At 72.5% G+C, this 18062-nt stretch carries 10 protein-coding genes, 1 pseudogene and 1 riboswitch; of the genes and pseudogenes, 5 read left to right on the top strand and 6 right to left on the bottom strand.

From position 1 onward, the window contains the following. Positions 1–77: 77 nt before the first annotated feature. From ACWGJ5_RS18525 to ACWGJ5_RS18510, 4 genes and pseudogenes are all read right to left on the bottom strand, one after another. Positions 78–935 carry a hypothetical protein gene (locus tag ACWGJ5_RS18525; protein WP_453310729.1) on the bottom strand — a complete coding sequence of 286 codons (858 nt, stop codon included), beginning with the start codon at positions 933–935 and terminating at the stop codon, positions 78–80. 152 nt (positions 936–1087) lie between these two features. Continuing rightward, positions 1088–2266: a VWA domain-containing protein gene (locus ACWGJ5_RS18520; protein WP_453310728.1), complete on the bottom strand. Its 1179-nt coding sequence runs from the start codon at positions 2264–2266 to the stop codon at positions 1088–1090. A 398-nt stretch (positions 2267–2664) separates the two neighbouring features. After that, positions 2665–5304: pseudogene (locus tag ACWGJ5_RS18515) on the bottom strand (DUF5682 family protein); the annotation flags it as partial. Further along, complete coding sequence (locus ACWGJ5_RS18510; RefSeq protein ID WP_453310727.1) at positions 5301–6443, bottom strand: ATP-binding protein; 1143 nt, start codon at positions 6441–6443, stop codon at positions 5301–5303. The pseudogene ACWGJ5_RS18515 and the gene ACWGJ5_RS18510, both read right to left, overlap by 4 nt. Before the next feature lie 141 nt (positions 6444–6584). Here ACWGJ5_RS18510 and ACWGJ5_RS18505 point away from each other — a divergent pair, with 141 nt between their 5' ends. Further along, the gene (locus ACWGJ5_RS18505; RefSeq protein WP_453310726.1) at positions 6585–7940 is read left to right on the top strand and encodes an SWIM zinc finger family protein; all 1356 of its coding nucleotides are present in this window, start codon (positions 6585–6587) and stop codon (positions 7938–7940) included. Between the two features lie 317 nt (positions 7941–8257). After that, complete coding sequence (locus tag ACWGJ5_RS18500) at positions 8258–10009, top strand: DUF5691 domain-containing protein (protein ID WP_453310725.1); 1752 nt, start codon at positions 8258–8260, stop codon at positions 10007–10009. Here the strand turns inward: ACWGJ5_RS18500 and ACWGJ5_RS18495 are convergent. Then, the gene (locus ACWGJ5_RS18495; protein ID WP_228621150.1) at positions 9985–10407 is read right to left on the bottom strand and encodes a cobalamin B12-binding domain-containing protein; all 423 of its coding nucleotides are present in this window, start codon (positions 10405–10407) and stop codon (positions 9985–9987) included. The two genes, ACWGJ5_RS18500 and ACWGJ5_RS18495, sit on opposite strands and share 25 nt — an antisense overlap. A 225-nt stretch (positions 10408–10632) precedes the next feature. Between ACWGJ5_RS18495 and ACWGJ5_RS18490 the strand changes: the two genes are divergently transcribed. Together ACWGJ5_RS18490 and ACWGJ5_RS18485 are read left to right on the top strand one after the other, a co-directional pair. Then, positions 10633–11484, top strand: coding sequence for an esterase/lipase family protein (locus ACWGJ5_RS18490; protein WP_453310724.1), 852 nt, complete (start codon positions 10633–10635; stop codon positions 11482–11484). A 222-nt stretch (positions 11485–11706) separates the two neighbouring features. Next, positions 11707–13218: a peptidoglycan DD-metalloendopeptidase family protein gene (locus ACWGJ5_RS18485; RefSeq protein WP_453310723.1), complete on the top strand. Its 1512-nt coding sequence runs from the start codon at positions 11707–11709 to the stop codon at positions 13216–13218. A 27-nt stretch (positions 13219–13245) separates the two neighbouring features. Here ACWGJ5_RS18485 and pcrA read toward each other — a convergent pair whose 3' ends face one another. Continuing rightward, a complete protein-coding gene (gene pcrA / locus ACWGJ5_RS18480; RefSeq protein ID WP_453310722.1) occupies positions 13246–15762 on the bottom strand; it encodes a DNA helicase PcrA in 2517 nt (838 codons plus the stop codon). A gap of 262 nt (positions 15763–16024) precedes the next feature. Beyond that, positions 16025–16196: riboswitch (cyclic di-AMP (ydaO/yuaA leader) on the top strand. A 7-nt stretch (positions 16197–16203) separates the two neighbouring features. Between pcrA and ACWGJ5_RS18475 the strand changes: the two genes are divergently transcribed. Further along, positions 16204–17412 (top strand): NlpC/P60 family protein, encoded by a 1209-nt coding sequence (locus ACWGJ5_RS18475; protein ID WP_453310721.1) that lies wholly within the window; start codon positions 16204–16206, stop codon positions 17410–17412. Positions 17413–18062: the final 650 nt, after the last annotated feature.

The raw sequence follows: 18062 nt of genomic DNA, 5'->3' as shown, positions 1-18062 counted from the left end.
GAAGGGTCCGGACGGACGGGGCAGACCTGTTCCGCCCCCGCGCGACAGGTCCGTGGCGGGGAGGTCGGCCCTGTTGCCTAGCCGGGGAAGACGGGGATGTCCCGGTGCCGGTCCCGGGTACGGGGCGCGTCGAGGCGCGCGGCGGCGCCGGGCGCGAGCCGCAGGGGCGCCCGGTCGTCGAGGGTGACGGCGTGCGCGTCACCGTGGCGGGACGCACCGCCGTCGGCGGCCTGCTTGCCGAGCACGCCTTCGGAGTCTCCGGTGGGCGTGGGCCGGCCGGGGACGCCCAGGGCGGCGGAGCCGTGGCGCGCGAAGGTGTGCATCACGGGCTGCGGCACGAGGGCGGTCCCAGGGCCGTACACGGCGACCGGCGCCGGTGCGCCGACGGCGGTACGGCCATGGGCGCGGGCGTGCCGTTGCTTCTGCCGCTCCACCGGAGCGGGTGCCGCCGTACCGCTGTGCCGTTGCGGGGCGGGTGCCGTGGACTTCGGCTCCGGCGTCAGCCGGCCGGGCACGTCAGTGACTTGGGTGACGTCGGGCAGCGGCAGGGTGGGCGCCGAGGTCCGGGGGTCGTCGGCCACAGCTTGGGCTGCCGTGGTCTCGACGGTCCGGGAAACGGTGTCGAGCACGTCGCGCACGGGGGTGACGGTCCGTTCGCCGACCGTGTGGACCTGGCCGGCGACCCGCCCGGTCGCCGTACGGACCGCCTCTACGGCCTGTACCGCGCCCTCTTCCTGCGCGGCGGTCCCCGCGGACCGCACCGAAGTCGCCTGCGCCGGCACCAGGGTCCCGTCGGCCGCGTGTGCCTGTTCGCCGCAGAGGAAACCCAGCGCGAAAAGTCCGCCCACCAGCAGCACCAGTTGGAGCGCACGCCGCCCGGCCGCCGTACGCAGCGCGCGCACGGTGGTACCAAGGAGGGCTGCTGGGAAGGTCAAGGAGCTGGACATCCTCGGCTCGGCACGACATGGGCTCCGCCGATCCTTGCACGGCGCGCCCGAGGCCGCGCAAGCCCCCTGTTACCGATGGGTAGTCATGTCCCTTTTCTGGCCTCTTTCGTGTCCGGTTCTCGCCTCTTTCGTGTCCGGCGTCACACGGTGTCCGGTATCGGCAACGGCCGCTTCTCCAGCGCGGCGGCCATGACCTCGGGGAACAGATCGGGCGTGCAGGCGAAGGCCGGTGCACCGAGCGCGCCGAGCGCCGCCGCGTGCTCCCGGTCGTAGGCGGGTGCGCCCTCGTCCGACAGCGCGAGCAGCGCCACGAACTGCACCCCGGACGCCTTCATCGCCGCCACCCGCTTGAGCATCTCGTCGCGGATGCCGCCCTCGTAGAGGTCACTGATCAGCACGACCACGGTCTCGGCGGGCCGGGTGATCCGCGACTGGCAGTAGGCCAGCGCCCGGTTGATGTCCGTGCCGCCGCCGAGCTGGGTGCCGAAGAGGACGTCGACCGGGTCGTCCAGTTGGTCGGTGAGGTCGACCACCGCCGTGTCGAAGACGACCAGCCGGGTGCCGATCGACCGCATCGAGGCGAGGACCGCGCCGAACACGGACGCGTAGACCACGGACGCGGCCATCGACCCGGACTGGTCGATACAGAGGATGACCTCCTTCTTCACGGACTGGGCGGCCCGCCCGTATCCGACGAGCCGTTCCGGCACGAGCGTGCGGTACTCGGGCAGGTAGTGCTTGAGGTTGGCCGCGATGGTGCGGTTCCAGTCGATCTCGTGGTGACGCGGGCGGCTGATCCGCGCGCTGCGGTCGAGGGCGCCGGTGAGGGTGGCCCGCGTACGGTTCGCGAGCCGCTTCTCCAGGTCCTCGACGACCCTGCGCACGACCGCGCGTGCCGTTTCCCTCGTCGTCTCCGGCATCGCCTTGTTCAGCGAGAGCAGCGTGCCGACCAGATGCACGTCCGCCTCCACCGCTTCCAGCATCTCCGGCTCCAGCAGCAGGGAGGCGAGGCCGAGCCGGTCGATGGCGTCGCGCTGCATGACCTGGACGACGGAGGACGGGAAGTACGTGCGGATGTCCCCGAGCCAGCGTGCCACCGACGGCGCCGAGGCCCCGAGCCCTGCCGAACGGTCCCGTCCCGCCTGCGGCTTGTCGCCCTTGCCGTAGAGCGCGGCGAGTGCGCCGTCCATCGCCGCGTCCCGGCCGGACAGTGCGCATCCGGTCCCGTCGGCCTGATCCCCACCGAGCACCAGCCGCCAGCGCCGCAACCGCTCCCGCGTCGGCTCGTCGACCTCCAACGACACCGTTTCGCCCGTCATGCACCCACCACCGCAAGGCTGCTGTCCTCGGTCGTGCCACACCCACTCGTCTCACAGCCGCTCGTGTCACACCTGCTCGTGTGACACCCGGCTCGTTCATCGGTATCCGGCTCGGCCGTCCTCGTCTCGGCCGTCCTCGTCTCGGCTTCTCCCATCCCCGGAATCCCAGCCTCGGGTATCCCCGTCCCGGAAATCCCCCGCGCAGGCGGCTCGCACCCGGTCGGGCCACGCCGGACGGGGGCGCACTCGGCCGATGACCGCGGAGCCGTTTCCTGCTGGGCCGTTTTCCCCCGGACCGCTTTTCGCTCGGTCGGGTCCCGGTCGGTCGGGTCCCGGTCGGTCGGGTCCCGGTCGGTCGGGTCCCGGTCGGTCGGGTCCCGGTCGGTCGGGTCGGTCAGGCCGAGCAGCAGGCGCAGCACCGGCAGTACGGCGTCGGCGCGCTCGGTGTCCGGTTCGGCGGCGAAGCCGGGTGTCATGGCCCCGGGAGCCGCCCAGCCGGCCGACCGCTCTCCCGGTCCGCGCCGGACCAGTTCGCCGAGCGTTCTGCGCACCCCGGGCTCATACGCCGCGAACGTGCGGCGCAACAGCGGCAGTACGTCCGTGAACGACTCCGCCGAGACCCCGGTCAGCCAGCTGTCCACCAGGCCGAGCAGCCGCTCGTCGTGCACCAGCAGCAGTCCGCCCCCGCCGCCGACGAAGCCCTCGATCCAGGCGGCGGCGTCGGCGGGCGGAGTCCCCGGCGACAGCGCGAGCCCCATCAGCCGGGCCGCCTCGTCGGACCCCAACTCACCGTCGTCCAACAGCAATCGCGCTGCTCGCCCGCGCAGCACACCGGGCACGCTGTCGCGCGACGACAAGGCCCGTAGCACCGCTCGCCAACGGTCACGCAGATCACCGCGTCCGGCACTGACGAGAGCACCGCCACCCGCACCGACCCCGGCGCGCCCTCCGGCATCCGCGCCGGGATCGCCGGCACCGACGACGCCGGCACCGCCACCACCGCGGGCATCCACACCGACATCCTGATCGGCACCCGCACCCGGCCCGACCGGGCCACCGACACCGGCGCCCTCGCCCGCACCGACCCCCGTACCAGAGCCACCCGGCTCACCGGCGCTCGCACCGGCACCGGCACCAGGACCGGCACCGGCGTGCTCGTCCGCTCCCGAACCCGCGCTCCCACCCGCCCCCGAGCCCGCCGCGGCCAGCGTCTCCGCCAGTAGACCCACCGCCGTGTGCACGGCGTCCACATGGGCGCGCATCTCAGCCGCCGCGTCCGTGTCGAGTGCGGTGCACGCCGGGGGCAGGCCGACGAAGATGCGTTCGGCAAGGCCCGCGGCGACGCCGGCCAGCGCGCCGGTGTCGGTGCCGCGCACGTCGCCGTAGCGCAGGGAGCGGACCAGGGCGGGCAGGGCCTGGGCGAGATGGCCCACGTCGGCATCGAGCGCGGCCCGGTCGGCGAGGGCCCGCATGACCACGGGCAGGGCGTCCGGCAGCCCTGCCAGCAGGCACTGCTCGGCGAGCGCGGTGACGTCGGCGAGGGTGCCCGCGGCGGTCGCGTCCACCTCGGCCTTGGCCTGCGCCGCGTCCAGTACGGTCGTCCCCCACACACCCGCCTCGGCGACCCGCACCGACAACTCCGGCTCCCAGCGCAGCCGCCACGTCTCCCGGAACGTGCCCGTGCTCCCCCGTGACCGCGCGGGCTCGCCCCAGCCGACGCCGAGCAGCCGGAGCCGGTGCAGCAGCCTGCTGCGGCCGGCGTCGGTGTCACCTCGCAGGTCCAGCTCCAGATCGCGCTCCAGCGCCTCGGGTTTCAGCCGCAGCGATCGCTGTTGCCGGGCCAGGTCGCGCTGCAGCGGCACCGCGGGCGCCGACTCCGGGACCTCGCCGAGGACGTCCCCGACCACCAGCCGGTCGTGCACCAGAGCCAGCGGCACCTCCGAGCCGTCCCCCATCACCGCCCGCACCGCGTCGATGGTCTCGCCCAGCCCCGGCAGCGGGCGCCCGCGCAGTGCCGCCAGGGTCTCGGCGAGCCGGACGGCCTCGATGACGTGGGCGGAGGAGACGATCCGGTCCTCCTCGCGGAGCAACCGCGCCACCTTGGTCAGCCACCGCTCGACGGGCCGGTCGGGGGCGTGGAACAGATGGCCGTACCAGCCCGGCGAGTCGATGCCCGCGCCGTACCCGCTGGACCGGGCGAGCCTGCGGTGGGTCCAGGGCACCCAGGTCAGGTCTGCCCTGACCTTGGGCAGCCCCTTCAGCATGCACCGGTCGGCGGTGACGGTGGTCTTCTCGCGCAGCGCGGGCACATGCCAGGCCCCGCAGACCACGGCCACCTCGTCGCCGGACTCCTTGCGTGCGGCACGCAGCCGGAGCCGCATGTGCGCCTCGCGGACCAGGTCCCGGGAGTGCCCGCCGACGCCGTACCGCTCGCGGAGTGCGCCCATCGCCTCCTCCAGCGCGGCGAAGGGCGCGAACGGGTCCCGCTCCCCCGGGCCCCGGTGTTCGACCACGTCCTCCCACCAGCGTTCGGGATCGTCGTGTCCGGCGGCCTCGGCGAGCGCGGCGAGCGGATCGATCCGGACCTGCTCGCCGCTGCCCCGGCCGTCATCGGCGTCCCCCTGCTCCTGGTCCTGCTCCTGGTCCTTCTCCTTCTCCTTCTCCTTCTCCTTCTCCTTCTCCCACGCGAGCGTGTGCGCGGCCGGCAGGTCGATGAAGTGGGCCGGGACACCGTGTGCCAGGGCCCAGCGGATCGCCACCCATTCGGGGCTGAACTCGGCGAACGGCCAGAACGCCGAGCGGCCTGGCTCGTCCACTGCATGGGCGAGCAGGGCGACCGGGGGCCGCAGACCCGGGTCGGCGGCCAGCGGGATCAGCGCGTCGGCCTCGGGCGGGCCCTCGATCAGGACGGCGGCGGGCCGGGCGGCGTCCAAGGCGGTGCGCACCGCGCGGGCGGAGCCGGGGCCGTGGTGCCGCACGCCCAGCAGGAGCGGTCCGGAGCCTTGAGCCTTGGGCCAGCGGCTGTCGTCGTCCGTCATGCACTTACCTCCCGGCACGCGCGGTAGAAGTCCGTCCAGCCCTCGCGCTCCCGGACGACCGTCTCCAGGTACTCCTGCCAGACGACCCGGTCGGCCGCCGGGTCGCGCACGACGGCGCCGAGGATGCCGGCGGCGACATCGCCCGAGCGCAGCACGCCGTCGCCGAAGTGGGCGGACAGAGCAAGGCCGTTGGTGACGACCGAGATCGCCTCGGCCGTGGACAGCGTGCCACTGGGTGACTTCAGCTTGGTGCGGCCGTCGGCGGTGATGCCGTCGCGCAGCTCGCGGAACACGGTCACCACCCGGCGGATCTCCTCGATGCCGTCGGGTGCGGCCGGCAGGTCGAGGGAGCGGCCGATCTGCTCGACCCGGCGGGTGACGATGTCCACCTCGGCGTCCGCGCTCTCCGGCAGCGGCAGCACCACGGTGTTGAAGCGGCGGCGCAGCGCGCTGGAGAGGTCGTTGACCCCTCTGTCCCGGTCGTTGGCGGTGGCGATGAGGTTGAACCCGCGGACCGCCTGGACCTCCTGGCCCAGCTCCGGGATGGGCAGGGTCTTCTCGGACAGGATCGTGATCAGGGTGTCCTGCACGTCGGCCGGGATACGGGTCAGCTCCTCCACGCGCGCCGTCATGCCCTCGGCCATGGCGCGCATGACGGGGCTGGGCACGAGGGCGTCGCGGCTCGGTCCGTGCGCGAGCAGCCGCGCATAGTTCCAGCCGTACCGGATCGCCTCCTCCGGGGTGCCTGCCGTGCCCTGCACCAGCAGGGTGGAGTCACCGCTGACGGCGGCCGCCAGGTGCTCCGACACCCAGGTCTTCGCCGTGCCGGGCACACCGAGCAGGAGCAGGGCGCGGTCGGTGGCGAGGGTGGTGACGGCGACCTCGACGATCCGGCGCGGGCCGACGTACTTGGGTGTGATCACCGTGCCGTCCGGCAGGGTGCCGCCGAGCAGGTACGTCGCCACCGCCCACGGCGACAGCTTCCAGCGGGCCGGGCGCGGGCGGTCGTCCTGCGCGGCGAGTGAAGCGAGTTCGGCGGCGAAGGCCTGCTCGGCGTGCGGCCGGAGCGCCTGTGCGGTCTCGGATGCGTTCTCGTCGTCGGTCGGTTCGGCGGTCGTCGGTCGCACGGACGCAGACATGGCTGACATGGCTGAGGCCCCCTCCAGCTCGGCCGGTTCGGATCTGGCATCCACCGTGCACCACGCCACTGACAATCGCTCTGACCTGCACAAACGCCCGCTCCGGACGGATTGTCAGTGGCGGGACCTACCGTCGGAGGCATGACTGAGCAGGGGCTGCGCTGGACTGCGGAGCAGGTGCTGTCACTGGCGCCTGACGCCGTGTCACGCAAAGCGGGAGGCAAGCTCGGCACGGCCGGTCCGTGGTCCGAGGCGGGGAGCGGAGAAGGGACGGTGTGGGGACTGTGCAAGGGCAGTGGCAGCAGGCCGTACCAGACGGTGGTCGACCTCGCCGACGTGGACGGACCGGCGTACAAGTGCAGTTGCCCGAGCCGTAAGTTCCCGTGCAAGCACGCGCTCGGACTGCTGCTGCTGTGGACGGTTGACGACAGCTCGGTGCCCGCTTCCGCGCAACCGCCGGACTGGGCCGAGCAGTGGCTCGAGGGCAGGCGCAGGCGCGCGAAGAGCAAGCAGGGCCGGAGCGAGGGGAGTTCCGGAAGCGGGTCCGCCGATCCGGAGGCGGCTCGGCGGCGGGCCGAGCGCCGGACCGAGCGGGTCACCGCGGGCGCCACGGAGCTGGAGCATCGGCTCGCGGACCTGCTGCGCGGCGGCCTGGCCGCGGCCGAACAGGCGGGATACGCCCTGTGGGACGAGACGGCGGCCCGTATGGTCGACGCCCAGGCGCCCGGACTGGCCTCGCGAATACGGGAGTTGGGGGCCATCCCGGCATCGGGGGCGGGCTGGCCGGCCCGGTTGCTGGAGGAGTGCGCGCTGCTTCATTTGCTTGACCAGGGCTGGCTGCGCCGCGACCGCCTGCCGGACGCCCTCGCGGCCACGGTCCGCTCCCGGCTGGGCCTGCCCGGCACGGCCGACGGCACGCCGCTGCGCGACCGCTGGCTGGTCCTCGCCCAGTACGACAAGGTGGACCCGAAACTGACGACCCGCCGGATATGGGTGCACGGCGCAACCTCGGGCCTCACCCGGCTGCTGCTGTCCTACGGTGCGGCGGGCCGGGCTCCGGAGCTGTCCCTGCCGGTCGGGCTGGCCCTGGACGCGGAGCTGTCCGCCTATCCGGGGGCAGGCCGGTCCCGGTCCGCCCTGGGCGAGCGGTTCGCCCCTGCGGCACCGGCCGCGTTCCGCCCGCCGGGCACGAGCACGGCCGAGGCGGCGGCCCGGTACGGCGAGGCGCTGCGCGACGACCCCTGGCTGGAGTCGGTCCCGGTGACGCTGGGCCGGGTGATACCGGTCCCGGACGGTGACGAGTGGCAGCTGGCCGACGCCGACGCGGACTCCGCCCTGCCGCTGACCCGGGCCGCCCGCTCCCGCCCCGGCCTGTGGCGGCTGGTCGCCCTGTCGGGCGGCACCCCGGTCACGGTCTTCGGCGAGTGCGGCCACCGCGGCTTCACCCCGCTCACGGCCTGGCCGAAGGGCACGGGCGAGCCGGTTCCACTGTGCTGACCGGCCTACCGGCCCGGCACCGGCACCGGCACGACCAGACACACCGCCCCGGCCCGGCGCCACCGGTCAACGCGCCCGAACCGCGCCAACACGGCCAGGCGCACCCAGCCGAGCCGGCCCGGCCGACCCGCCCGCGAGGACAACGCCGGCACGGCTAGGCACACACACCGAGCCGGCCCGGTGCCACGGACCAACCACCAGTACCGCACCAACAGCACTGGGCACACCCCATCGAAGCAACACCGCCGTGCTGACCGGCCTGCCGGAACGCAGAACGCACTGGCTACCCCTCGGACACCCGCAGGGAAGGGAACGCGATGAACGGGACGACGACCCCGACCGACGTGGACGGCAGGGCCCCGGCCGGCTCCTGGGAAGACCTGGTCACCACCGCTCTTCTCGGTACCGACCGGCGCCCCGTGGCGTACGCCGGGTCCGGCCGCGAGGCACCCCTGGCGCTGCTCGACGAGGCCGCCGTGGCGACCGTACGGCGGCGTGCCGGGCTGCGTCCCGCACGCTCGGCACGCCGGCCGGACCCGGCACCCGAGGATCCCCGCCCGGCCCTGCCTCCCGCTGCGGCCCGCAGACTCACCACGCTGCTGGCCGACCGTTCCGGTGGCGGAAGCGGTGGCCGCCGGGGCAGCTCGCCGGACCTCATGGAGCTGCTCCCGCAGTGGCTGGCGGCGGCCAACGCGCACGGGTACGCGGCACCCCCGCAGACGCTCCCCGCCCTGCTGGACGCGGCCCGTGGCCGTACGGACCTGCGCCCGGCGGCGCTTGCGTTCGCGGGCCCGCGGGCGCTGTGGCTGGCCCGGCTGAACGCGGACTGGCGCTTCGCGTTGCGCGCGGCACCCGGCGGTGGCGCCACGCTGCCCGAGCCCGGCGACACCGAGGCGGTGCGCAGGCTGTGGCAGGAGGGACTGTTCGCCGAGCGGGTGGCCCTGTTGGGCGCCCTGCGCGCCGGTACACCCGCGCTCGCGCGCGGACTGCTCGCGTCGACCTGGCCGACGGAGCGGGCGGAGGACCGGCTGATGTTCCTCGACTCGCTGCGCACGGGCCTGTCCGCCGCGGACGAGCCCTTCCTGGAACAGGCGTTGGGCGACCGCAGCCGCAATGTGCGGGCGACCGCGGCGGAACTGCTCTCGGCGCTGCCCGCTTCGGCGCTCGCCGCGCGCATGGCCGTACGGGCCGCGGCGTGCGTGGCCCTCGACCGCACGGGGAACCCGCCGGCGATCGTGGTGGAGGCGCCGCTCGAGTGCGACTCCGGCATGGAGCGCGATGGTGTGGTGGCCACACCTCCCGCAGGGAGAGGGGAACGCTCATGGTGGCTGGGGCAGTTGGTGGAGGCGGCACCGCTGGGCACGTGGCCGGGACGGCTCGGCGGACGGACGGCGCAGGAGATCACGGCGCTGCCGGTGACGGACGGCTGGCAGGGCGAACTGCACGCGGCCTGGTGCCGGGCGGCGGTGCGGCAGCGGGACGCCGAGTGGTCGAGGGCGCTGCTCGGCTCACCGTCGGCGCCGGAGGCCGGCGGGCCGGGCGCGGTGTCGCTGGCGGAACGCGCGAAGCTGCTGGCCGCCCTGGATCCGGCGGAACGGGCGGCGTGGGTGGCCGGGTTCATCGCCACGCACGGGCTGTCGGAGGCGTTCCAGCTGCTCGGGGTGTGTGCGGTGCCCTGGGCTGCGGCGCTGGGCCGGGCGGTCGTGGACGCACTCAACATCGCGCGGGACGCGGGCAGTTACCCCTGGAGCTTCAGCGGGGTGATGGGGCTGGCCGAGCGCTGCCTGGACCCCGCGGAGGCCACCCGGCTCGAGGCGCTGCTGGCGATACCGGACGAACGGGAGGATGCCGCGCCGGGAGCCGGAGGCTACTGGGCGGAGGCGTTCCAGCGTCTGGTGACCACGTTGCGGCTGCGGGCGGAGATGGCCGCGGAACTCACCCCGGAGCGGCCCCCGCTCAACGACCGCACCGAGCCGCCGGCCCAACCGCCGCAGGCAGCCGCTCAACCGCCGGAGGCAGCCGCTCAGTCACTGGCGGCAGCCGCTCAGCCGCCGGACCCGGCCGGCTGACGGACGTTCTCCCGCACCCACTCCACGATCGACGCGGTCGTCGCACCCGGCGTGAAGATCGCCGCGACGCCCTTCTCCTTCAGCGGCGGGATGTCCTCCTCCGGGATGATGCCGCCGCCGAAGACGAGGATGTCCTCGGCGTCGCGCTCCTTGAGCAGGTCGATCACCGCGGCGAACAGCGTGTTGTGCGCGCCGGAGAGGATGGACAGGCCGATCGCGTCGGCGTCCTCCTGGATGGCGGTGTCCACGATCTGCTCCGGCGTCTGGTGGAGCCCGGTGTAGATGACCTCCATGCCGGCGTCGCGCAGGGCCCGCGCGATGACCTTGGCCCCCCGATCGTGGCCGTCGAGCCCCGGCTTGGCGACCACCACGCGGATCGGACCGGCTGCCACACCCATCACTGCCTCCATCAAACGACCACGGAAGCGATCGCTTCCGTCCGTAACGACAAGTACCGCACTTTTGGCGCGTTCCGCCACCCGTCGCGAAGTGAACGAACGTTATCTCCAGCATCCCGCAACCGGCAGTTTTACGGTGCGCAGCGAGGGGGAAATCACATGGTGGGACATCAGGGCACACGGGGGATCGAGCCGTCCTCCGGCGTGCCGACAGGAGGTCGGCCCATGAAGGTCACCGGGGTACTGCCACTCTTTCTCCCGTTCTGCCGGCGCCTGTGGCCCGGCAGAATCGCCGGAATCTCCGTGGCGCTGCTGAAGGCGACCGCCCTCGAGGCCGCGATCCTGGCCGGCCATCTCCTGCTGTATCCGACCGGCCTCACCCAGGAGCGCCGCTCCCCCGCCCCGCCGGCCGACGACGGCACCGCCCCGCTGCCGGTCCGGTCCGGCCCGCCGGTGCTGCTGCTGCACGGTTTCATCGACAACCGCTCCGTGTTCGTGTTACTGCGCCGCAACCTCGCCCAGCACGGCAGGCAGCGCGTCGTCTCGCTCAACTACTCCCCGTTGACCTGCGACATCCGCGCCGCCGCCGAGCTGCTAGGCCGGCACGTCGAGGAGATCTGCGAGCGCACCGGCAGCGACCGGGTCGACATCGTGGGGCACAGCCTCGGCGGACTGATCGCCCGTTACTACGTTCAGTGTCTGGGTGGTGACCTGCGGGTGCGCACCCTCGTCACGCTGGGTACACCGCACTCCGGGACCAGCGCGGCACCTCTCGCCAACGCACATCCCATCGTGCGCCAGATGCGGCCCGGTTCGGGGGTCATCGAGGAGCTGACTCGGCCCGCGCCCGGCTGCCGTACCCGGTTCGTCAGCTTCTGGAGCGACCTGGACTCCGTGATGGTGCCGCTGCAGACGGCCTGCCTGGAGCACCCCGACCTCGACGCGCAGAACGTCCGGGTGACCGGCATCGGGCATCTCGCCCTGCCCGTACACCCCGCCGTCGCGGCCGGGATACGCGAGGCCCTCGACACCCCGCGCCCCGGAGACCGGGTCGCCGGCGATCTGACGGTGGCGTGACATATCCGACGGCGGAGTGACGTACAGGTGACAAACAGTCACCGCACATCGAACGCCAATCGAACTCTCGGCCAAACTCGTGTCCGGCGCCCCCCGAAACACCGCCGAATGCCCGTTTACGGCAGGCGCGAAACCAGCCGAAGATTGTCGCGCCCAGGTACCGGCGGGTACAGTCGCCGCACTGCTCTGGCAGCCCCTGTTGTCGAGGCGAAAGAGAAGTTGGTGAACGACCGTCACCCGTCGGGGACCATGACCACCCCGGCCCCGGCTTCCGACGCCTCCGACGCGCACTACGCGCCGTACGGAACGCATGGAGCCGTCTACGGTGACTTCACCACGTACGGCAGCTACGGCACCACCGGTTTTCCGGACGGCACCGGCGCCTTCTCCGCGGACCCGCTGTTCGGCAGCCTGCCCGGCGAGCAGAACACCGGCACGTACGACAGCACGCAGTGGCAGACCGGCCAGGGCCTGACCTACGACCCTTACGCGGCCCAGCACCACACCGCCTACGACTCCGGCGTCTACGACTCCACCGCGTGGACCATCCCCGCCCAGGCGACGGGCAACGACATCAGCGGCCAGTGGGACGCGAGCGCCTGGCTGCAGCCCGACCAGTCCGGCATCGCCGAACCGACCCAGCAGTGGGCGTGGGGCACCCAGACCTTCGAGTCGGGCACATTCGACGCCACGCAGTGGAATTCCGGCGGCCAGGCCGTGCCGGCGGCGGCCGAGCAGGCCGGCGAACCGTTCGGCCAGCAGGCCACCACCGTCTTCGACCAGGCCGGCGACCCGCAGTCGACCGCGGCCTTCCCGCAGGTGCCGTACCAGCAGGGTCCGTACGAGGACGAGGCGCCGTACGAGGACACCGCGTTCGGCGAACACCACGCCGGGGACGACGAGTCGGGGGCCACGGACGAACCGCCCGCCGGGCCCGGCCTGCTGGACGACCAGGAAGAAAGCGCGCCGACGACCCGCGCCGGCGCGCGCAACGCCGCGCGCTCCCGACGTCGTACCACCCCCAAGCGCTCCGCGCTGCTGACCGTCGCCGTGCCCTCGGCCTGTGTGATGGGCGTCGCCGGCATCGCCGCCGCCTCGGTCGGCGCGCTGACCGACGACGGTCAGGACACCTCCGCCTCCGCGCCGGACGCGCACACGGTCAAGGCCTCGGCCGCCAACAGCAAGCTGGACACCCAGCTCAACACCCTGTCCGCCGGCGCCCACGACTTCGCCGACCGGGCGAGCCGGACGCAGGAGCGGCTCGACCTCAAGAACCAGCAGGAGCTGGAGAAGAGGAAGGCGGCTGCCGCGGCCGCGCTCAAGGAGCGGCTGCGCCCCAAGTTCGTGCTGCCGGTCACACAGCGGGGGCTCAGCGCCTACTTCGGCCAGGCCGGGGTGAACTGGATGTCCGTGCACACGGGTATCGACTTCCCCGTCTCGTACGGCACCACGGTGATGGCCGCGACCGACGGTGTCGTCTCCACCAAGTGGAACAGCGCCTACGGCAACATGATGATCGTGACGGCGAAGGACGGCACGGAGACCTGGTACTGCCATCTGTCCAGCTACCGCGTCCCCGCCGGGACGTCGGTCAAGGCCGGTGAGCCGATCGCCTACTCCGGCAACTCCGGCAACTCCACCGGCCCGCACCTGCACTTCGAGGTACGGCCCGCGGGCGGGGCGGCCATAGACCCGCTGCCGTGGCTGCGCAGCCACGGGCTCGACCCGACGTAGAACCTGGGGGCTTTCGCCCCCGGACCCCTACAGCTTCTCCACCGGCGCGTACCGCAGCAGCAGTCGCTTCGGCTTGGCGTCGCCGAAGTCGATCGTCGCCTCCGCGTTCCCACCCGTGCCCTTCACCGCGACGACCGTGCCGAGCCCGAACTGGTCATGGGTGACCCGGTCCCCGACGGTCAGCGCGACCACCGGCTTCTCCGTGGTGCGCCGCGTGGCGAACCCGGACGCGCCCGACGCCGACGACCGCGAGCGGGTCGAGGACAGCGAGGCCGCGATCCCCGAGGCAGGCCCGGAGGACACCGGCGCCGTCGCTCCCGTCCGCTTCCAGTCCACATGGGTGCCCGGGATCTCCTCCAGGAAGCGGGAGGGCGGGTTGTACGACGGCTGGCCCCAGGCGCTGCGCATCGTCGACCGCGTGAGGTAGAGCCGCTCCCGCGCGCGTGTGATGCCCACGTACGCCAGGCGCCGCTCCTCCTCCAGTTCCTTGGTCTGGCCGAGGGCGCGCATGTGCGGGAAGACGCCGTCCTCCATGCCGGTCAGGAAGACGACCGGGAACTCCAGGCCCTTGGCGGTGTGCAGGGTCATCAGGGTGATGACGCCGGAGCCTTCCTCGTCCTCGTCGGGGATCTGGTCGGAGTCGGCGACCAGCGCCACCTGCTCCAGGAAGTCGGCCAGCGTGGCGCCCGGGGCGGCGGCCCCCGATGTCACTGCGCCTTCGCCGCGCTCCTGCTCGAACTCCAGGGCCACGGCCGCGAGTTCCTGGAGGTTCTCGATACGGGTCTCGTCCTGCGGGTCGGTGGAGGCCTGCAACTCGGCCAGGTAGCCGGTGCGTTCGAGCACCGCCTCGAGGACGGTCGCGGCGCCCGCGCCGGACTCGACGATCGTACGCAGGTCCTCCATCAGCGTGTTGAACCGCTTGACGGCGTTGGTGGAGCGCGCGGCCATGCCGTACGCCTCGTCCACGCGCTTGAGCGCCTGCGGGAAGCTGATCCTCTCCCGCTGGGCGAGGGCGTCGATCATCGCCTCGGCGCGCTCGCCGATACCCCGCTTGGGCACGTTGAGGATGCGGCGCAGCGGCACCGAGTCCTCGGGGTTGGCGAGGACGCGCAGGTAGGCCAGGACGTCCCGGACCTCCTTGCGCTCGTAGAAGCGGACACCGCCGACGACCTTGTAGGGCAGGCCGACCCGGATGAAGACCTCTTCGAAGACACGGGACTGGGCGTTGGTGCGGTAGAAGACTGCGACATCGCCGGCCTTGGCATCGCCCGCGTCCACCAGGCGGTCTATCTCGTCGGAGACGAACTGGGCCTCGTCGTGCTCGGTGTCGGCGACGTAACCGGTGATCCGCGCGCCGGCGCCCGCGTTGGTCCACAGGTTCTTCGGGCGGCGGGACTCGTTGCGCTCGATGACCGCGTTGGCGGCGGACAGGATGGTCTGCGTGGAGCGGTAGTTCTGCTCCAGCAGGATCGTCGTCGCGTTCGGGTAGTCCTCCTCGAACTGCAGGATGTTGCGGATCGTCGCGCCCCGGAAGGCGTAGATCGACTGGTCCGCGTCACCGACGACACACAGTTCGGCGGGCGGGAGGTCGTACTCGCCGGGCGGGGTGCCGCCCTCCTCGGCGGACCGCTCCCCCGTGCCGACAAGTTCCCGTACCAGCGCGTACTGGGCGTGGTTGGTGTCCTGGTACTCGTCGACCAGGACGTGCCGGAAGCGGCGGCGGTAGTGCTCGGCGACGTCCGGGAAGGCACGCAGCAGGTTGACCGTCGTCATGATCAGGTCGTCGAAGTCGAGCGCGTTGGCCTCACGCAGGCGCGACTGGTAGAGCGCGTAGGCCTGGGCGAGGGTCTTCTCGAAGCCGTCGGTGGCCTGGGCGGCGAAGTCCTCCTCGTCGATCAGCTCGTTCTTCAGGTTGCTGATCTTGGCGCTGAACGACTTCGGCGGGAAGCGCTTGGGGTCGAGGTCCAGGTCGCGGCAGACCAGGGCCATGAGGCGTTTGCTGTCGGCGGCGTCGTAGATCGAGAACGACGACGTGAAGCCGAGCCTCTTCGACTCGCGGCGCAGGATGCGCACGCACGCGCTGTGGAAGGTCATGACCCACATCGCGTTCGCGCGCGGGCCGACGAGATGCTCGACGCGCTCCTTCATCTCGCCCGCGGCCTTGTTGGTGAAGGTGATCGCGAGGATCTGGCCCGGGTGCACATGCCGCTCGGCGAGCAGATGGGCGATGCGGTGGGTGAGCACACGGGTCTTGCCCGAACCGGCGCCGGCCACGATGAGCAGCGGGGAGCCGGCGTGCACCACCGCGGCGCGCTGGTTGTCGTTCAGCCCCTCCAGCAGCGCCGCCGGGTCGATCGCGGGGCGCGGGGCGCCGTCGCGGTAGTACGCCTCCCGGTCCGGCGGCACGTCGAACTTCCCGCCGAACAGATCGTCCGGAAGCGGCTCCGGAGCGTGATCGTCGTCGGGCGGCGGCGGGGGCTCCTCCTCGTGCCCGCGAGGGGCCTGGAGATCCGCCAGGAAGCTGTCGTCAAAGAGGCTGCTCATCGCTCTCCGAGTCTAGGGCGCCCCACCGACAACCGGTCGCCGTCCCCGGAACATGGCCGGTTCCGGAAGAGAGTTGATCTGGACCGCAAAATGAGCCTCCGCCTGCTCACACAACGGAACCGCCCGATGACACAGGAGCGAAACCTGCCCCAGGTCACGAAAATGTATCGGACATATCACGCACCAACCTTCACAGGAGTCACACGAGTTGGCTAGCGTGCGTGCGGGCCGTACGACCCCTACCGGCGAACCTCGCCGGGCCGCGCGGCCTCCGCCGAGTCCGGCGCGCCCCTCAGGGCGTCCGGAGCCGGGGACCCACCGACCTTTGGGGTGAATCGGCCGGCTCCCACCCGGGACGCCGCCGTAGGGCAACCCTTCCGAACCACCGCCCGAACCCGACAGCTAACCCGGTAGGCGGCCCATTGGAAGGAGTCGCCTCCCTTGGCGTCGCACCGCAAGACGCGCCCCGGCGGATCCATCGGATCGGGCCTTCGCACCCCCGCCCTCGCCACCGCCGCCCTCACCTCCATGGCCGTGCTCTCCCAGACCGCAGAGGCCGCCCCGAATACCGATCGCGCCAAGCCGAGCCTGGAGGAGGTCGAGAAGAAGGTCGACGACCTCTACCGCCAGGCGGAGTCGGCGACCGAGAAGTACGACGCGGCCAAGGAGCGGTCCGGCAGACAGCGGGGCCGCGTCGACGCCCTGCGCGACGACGTCGCCCGGCGCACCGCAGGTCTCAACAAGGCCCGCGAGGAGCTGGGCTCCTTCGCCGCGGCCCAGTACCGCACCGGTACCGCCGCTCCCGACACGGCCACCTTCCTGCTGGCCAACGACCCGCAGGACTACTTCGACCAGACCCAGCTGATGAACCGGCTGACCTCGCGGGAGAAGCACGCGGTCGACGACTACATCGGCGAGCAGGCCGCGACCATGAAGAAGCGGCGGGAGGCCGCGGAGAGCCTGCAGACGCTGACCGACTCACAGCACGACCTGCAGACCGCCAAGACCACCGTCCAGAAGAAACTGGCCTCGGCGCGCGAACTGCTCTCGCAGCTGACGGCCCAGGAGAAGGCGCGGCTGGCCGCCATCGAGCGGCAGAAGCAGCAGGAGGCGGCGCGCAAGGCGGCCGAGCTGGCGAAGCAGCAGGCGGCTCAGCAACAGGCCGCCTCATCGTCTTCATCGTCGTCCTCCTCGTCGTCATCGCCCACGGGGTCCGGCTCCGGATCCGGTTCGACGGGCTCCGGTTCGACGGGCTCCGGCTCGACCGGGTCCACGACGACCAGCTCGTACGACACGAAGGCCGAGAAGGCGCTCGCCTTCGCCCGCGCGCAGATCGGCAAGCCTTATGTGTGGGGCGCGACCGGGCCGGACTCCTACGACTGCTCGGGCCTCACCCAGGCCGCGTGGAGGGCCGCCGGCGTCACCCTTCCGCGCACCACCTACGACCAGGTCAATGTGGGCACCACGGTCTCGCTCGCCGACGCGCGGCCGGGCGACCTGATCTTCTTCTACGACGACATCAGCCACGTCGGCGTCTACATAGGCAACGGCATGATGATCCATGCCCCGAAGCCGGGCGCGTACGTCCGTGAGGAGTCGATCTATTACGGCGGTGAGTCGATCATCCACAGCGTGGTCCGACCGGGCTGACACCACCCCGGGGGCGCGGGCGCGCCCCCTGTCCTTCCCGCTCCACGCGCGCGTGCCGCCGAATTGCCCGTGCACGCGCGCGTGCGGGGTCGCGGGCTCCGAGCCCGGGTCGCCGAATCACATCCCCACGCGCGGCCTGCGGCGCCCTGAGCCTGCCCGCACGGACCACTGACTCACAGGCCCACGCACGGAATACCAGCGCCCTCGGCCTCCCCACACCGCACGACCACGCACAGGCCCACCCACGGCACACCAGCGCCCTCGGCCTCCCCACACCGCACGACCACGCACAGGCCCACCCACGGCACACCAGCGCCCTCGGCCTCCCCACACGAGCCGCTGATTCCCACACCCACGCACGCGTCGGGCTTTCCTGCGCCGACGCCCGCATGCGGCCTTCTCTTCCTCCGGACACGCGCGCCCTCTTCTGCCATCCAGACCGCTTGGCCTCCCCTGCCACGTCCACACGGTCTCTCCCCCCGTCCCCACGACCGCGCACGGCCTCCCCTGCCCCCCAACGCACACGTCCGGCCTACCCCAACGCACACGTCCGGCCTACCCCAACGCACACGTCCGGCCTGCCCCCACGCACGCGTCCGGCCTGCCTCCACGCGCGTACCGGCGTTTTTGTTCTCCACGCGCGCGTGCCC

This window comes from Streptomyces sp. NPDC054783 (assembly GCF_053611725.1).
This window is presented reverse-complemented; position numbering and strand designations above follow the sequence as displayed.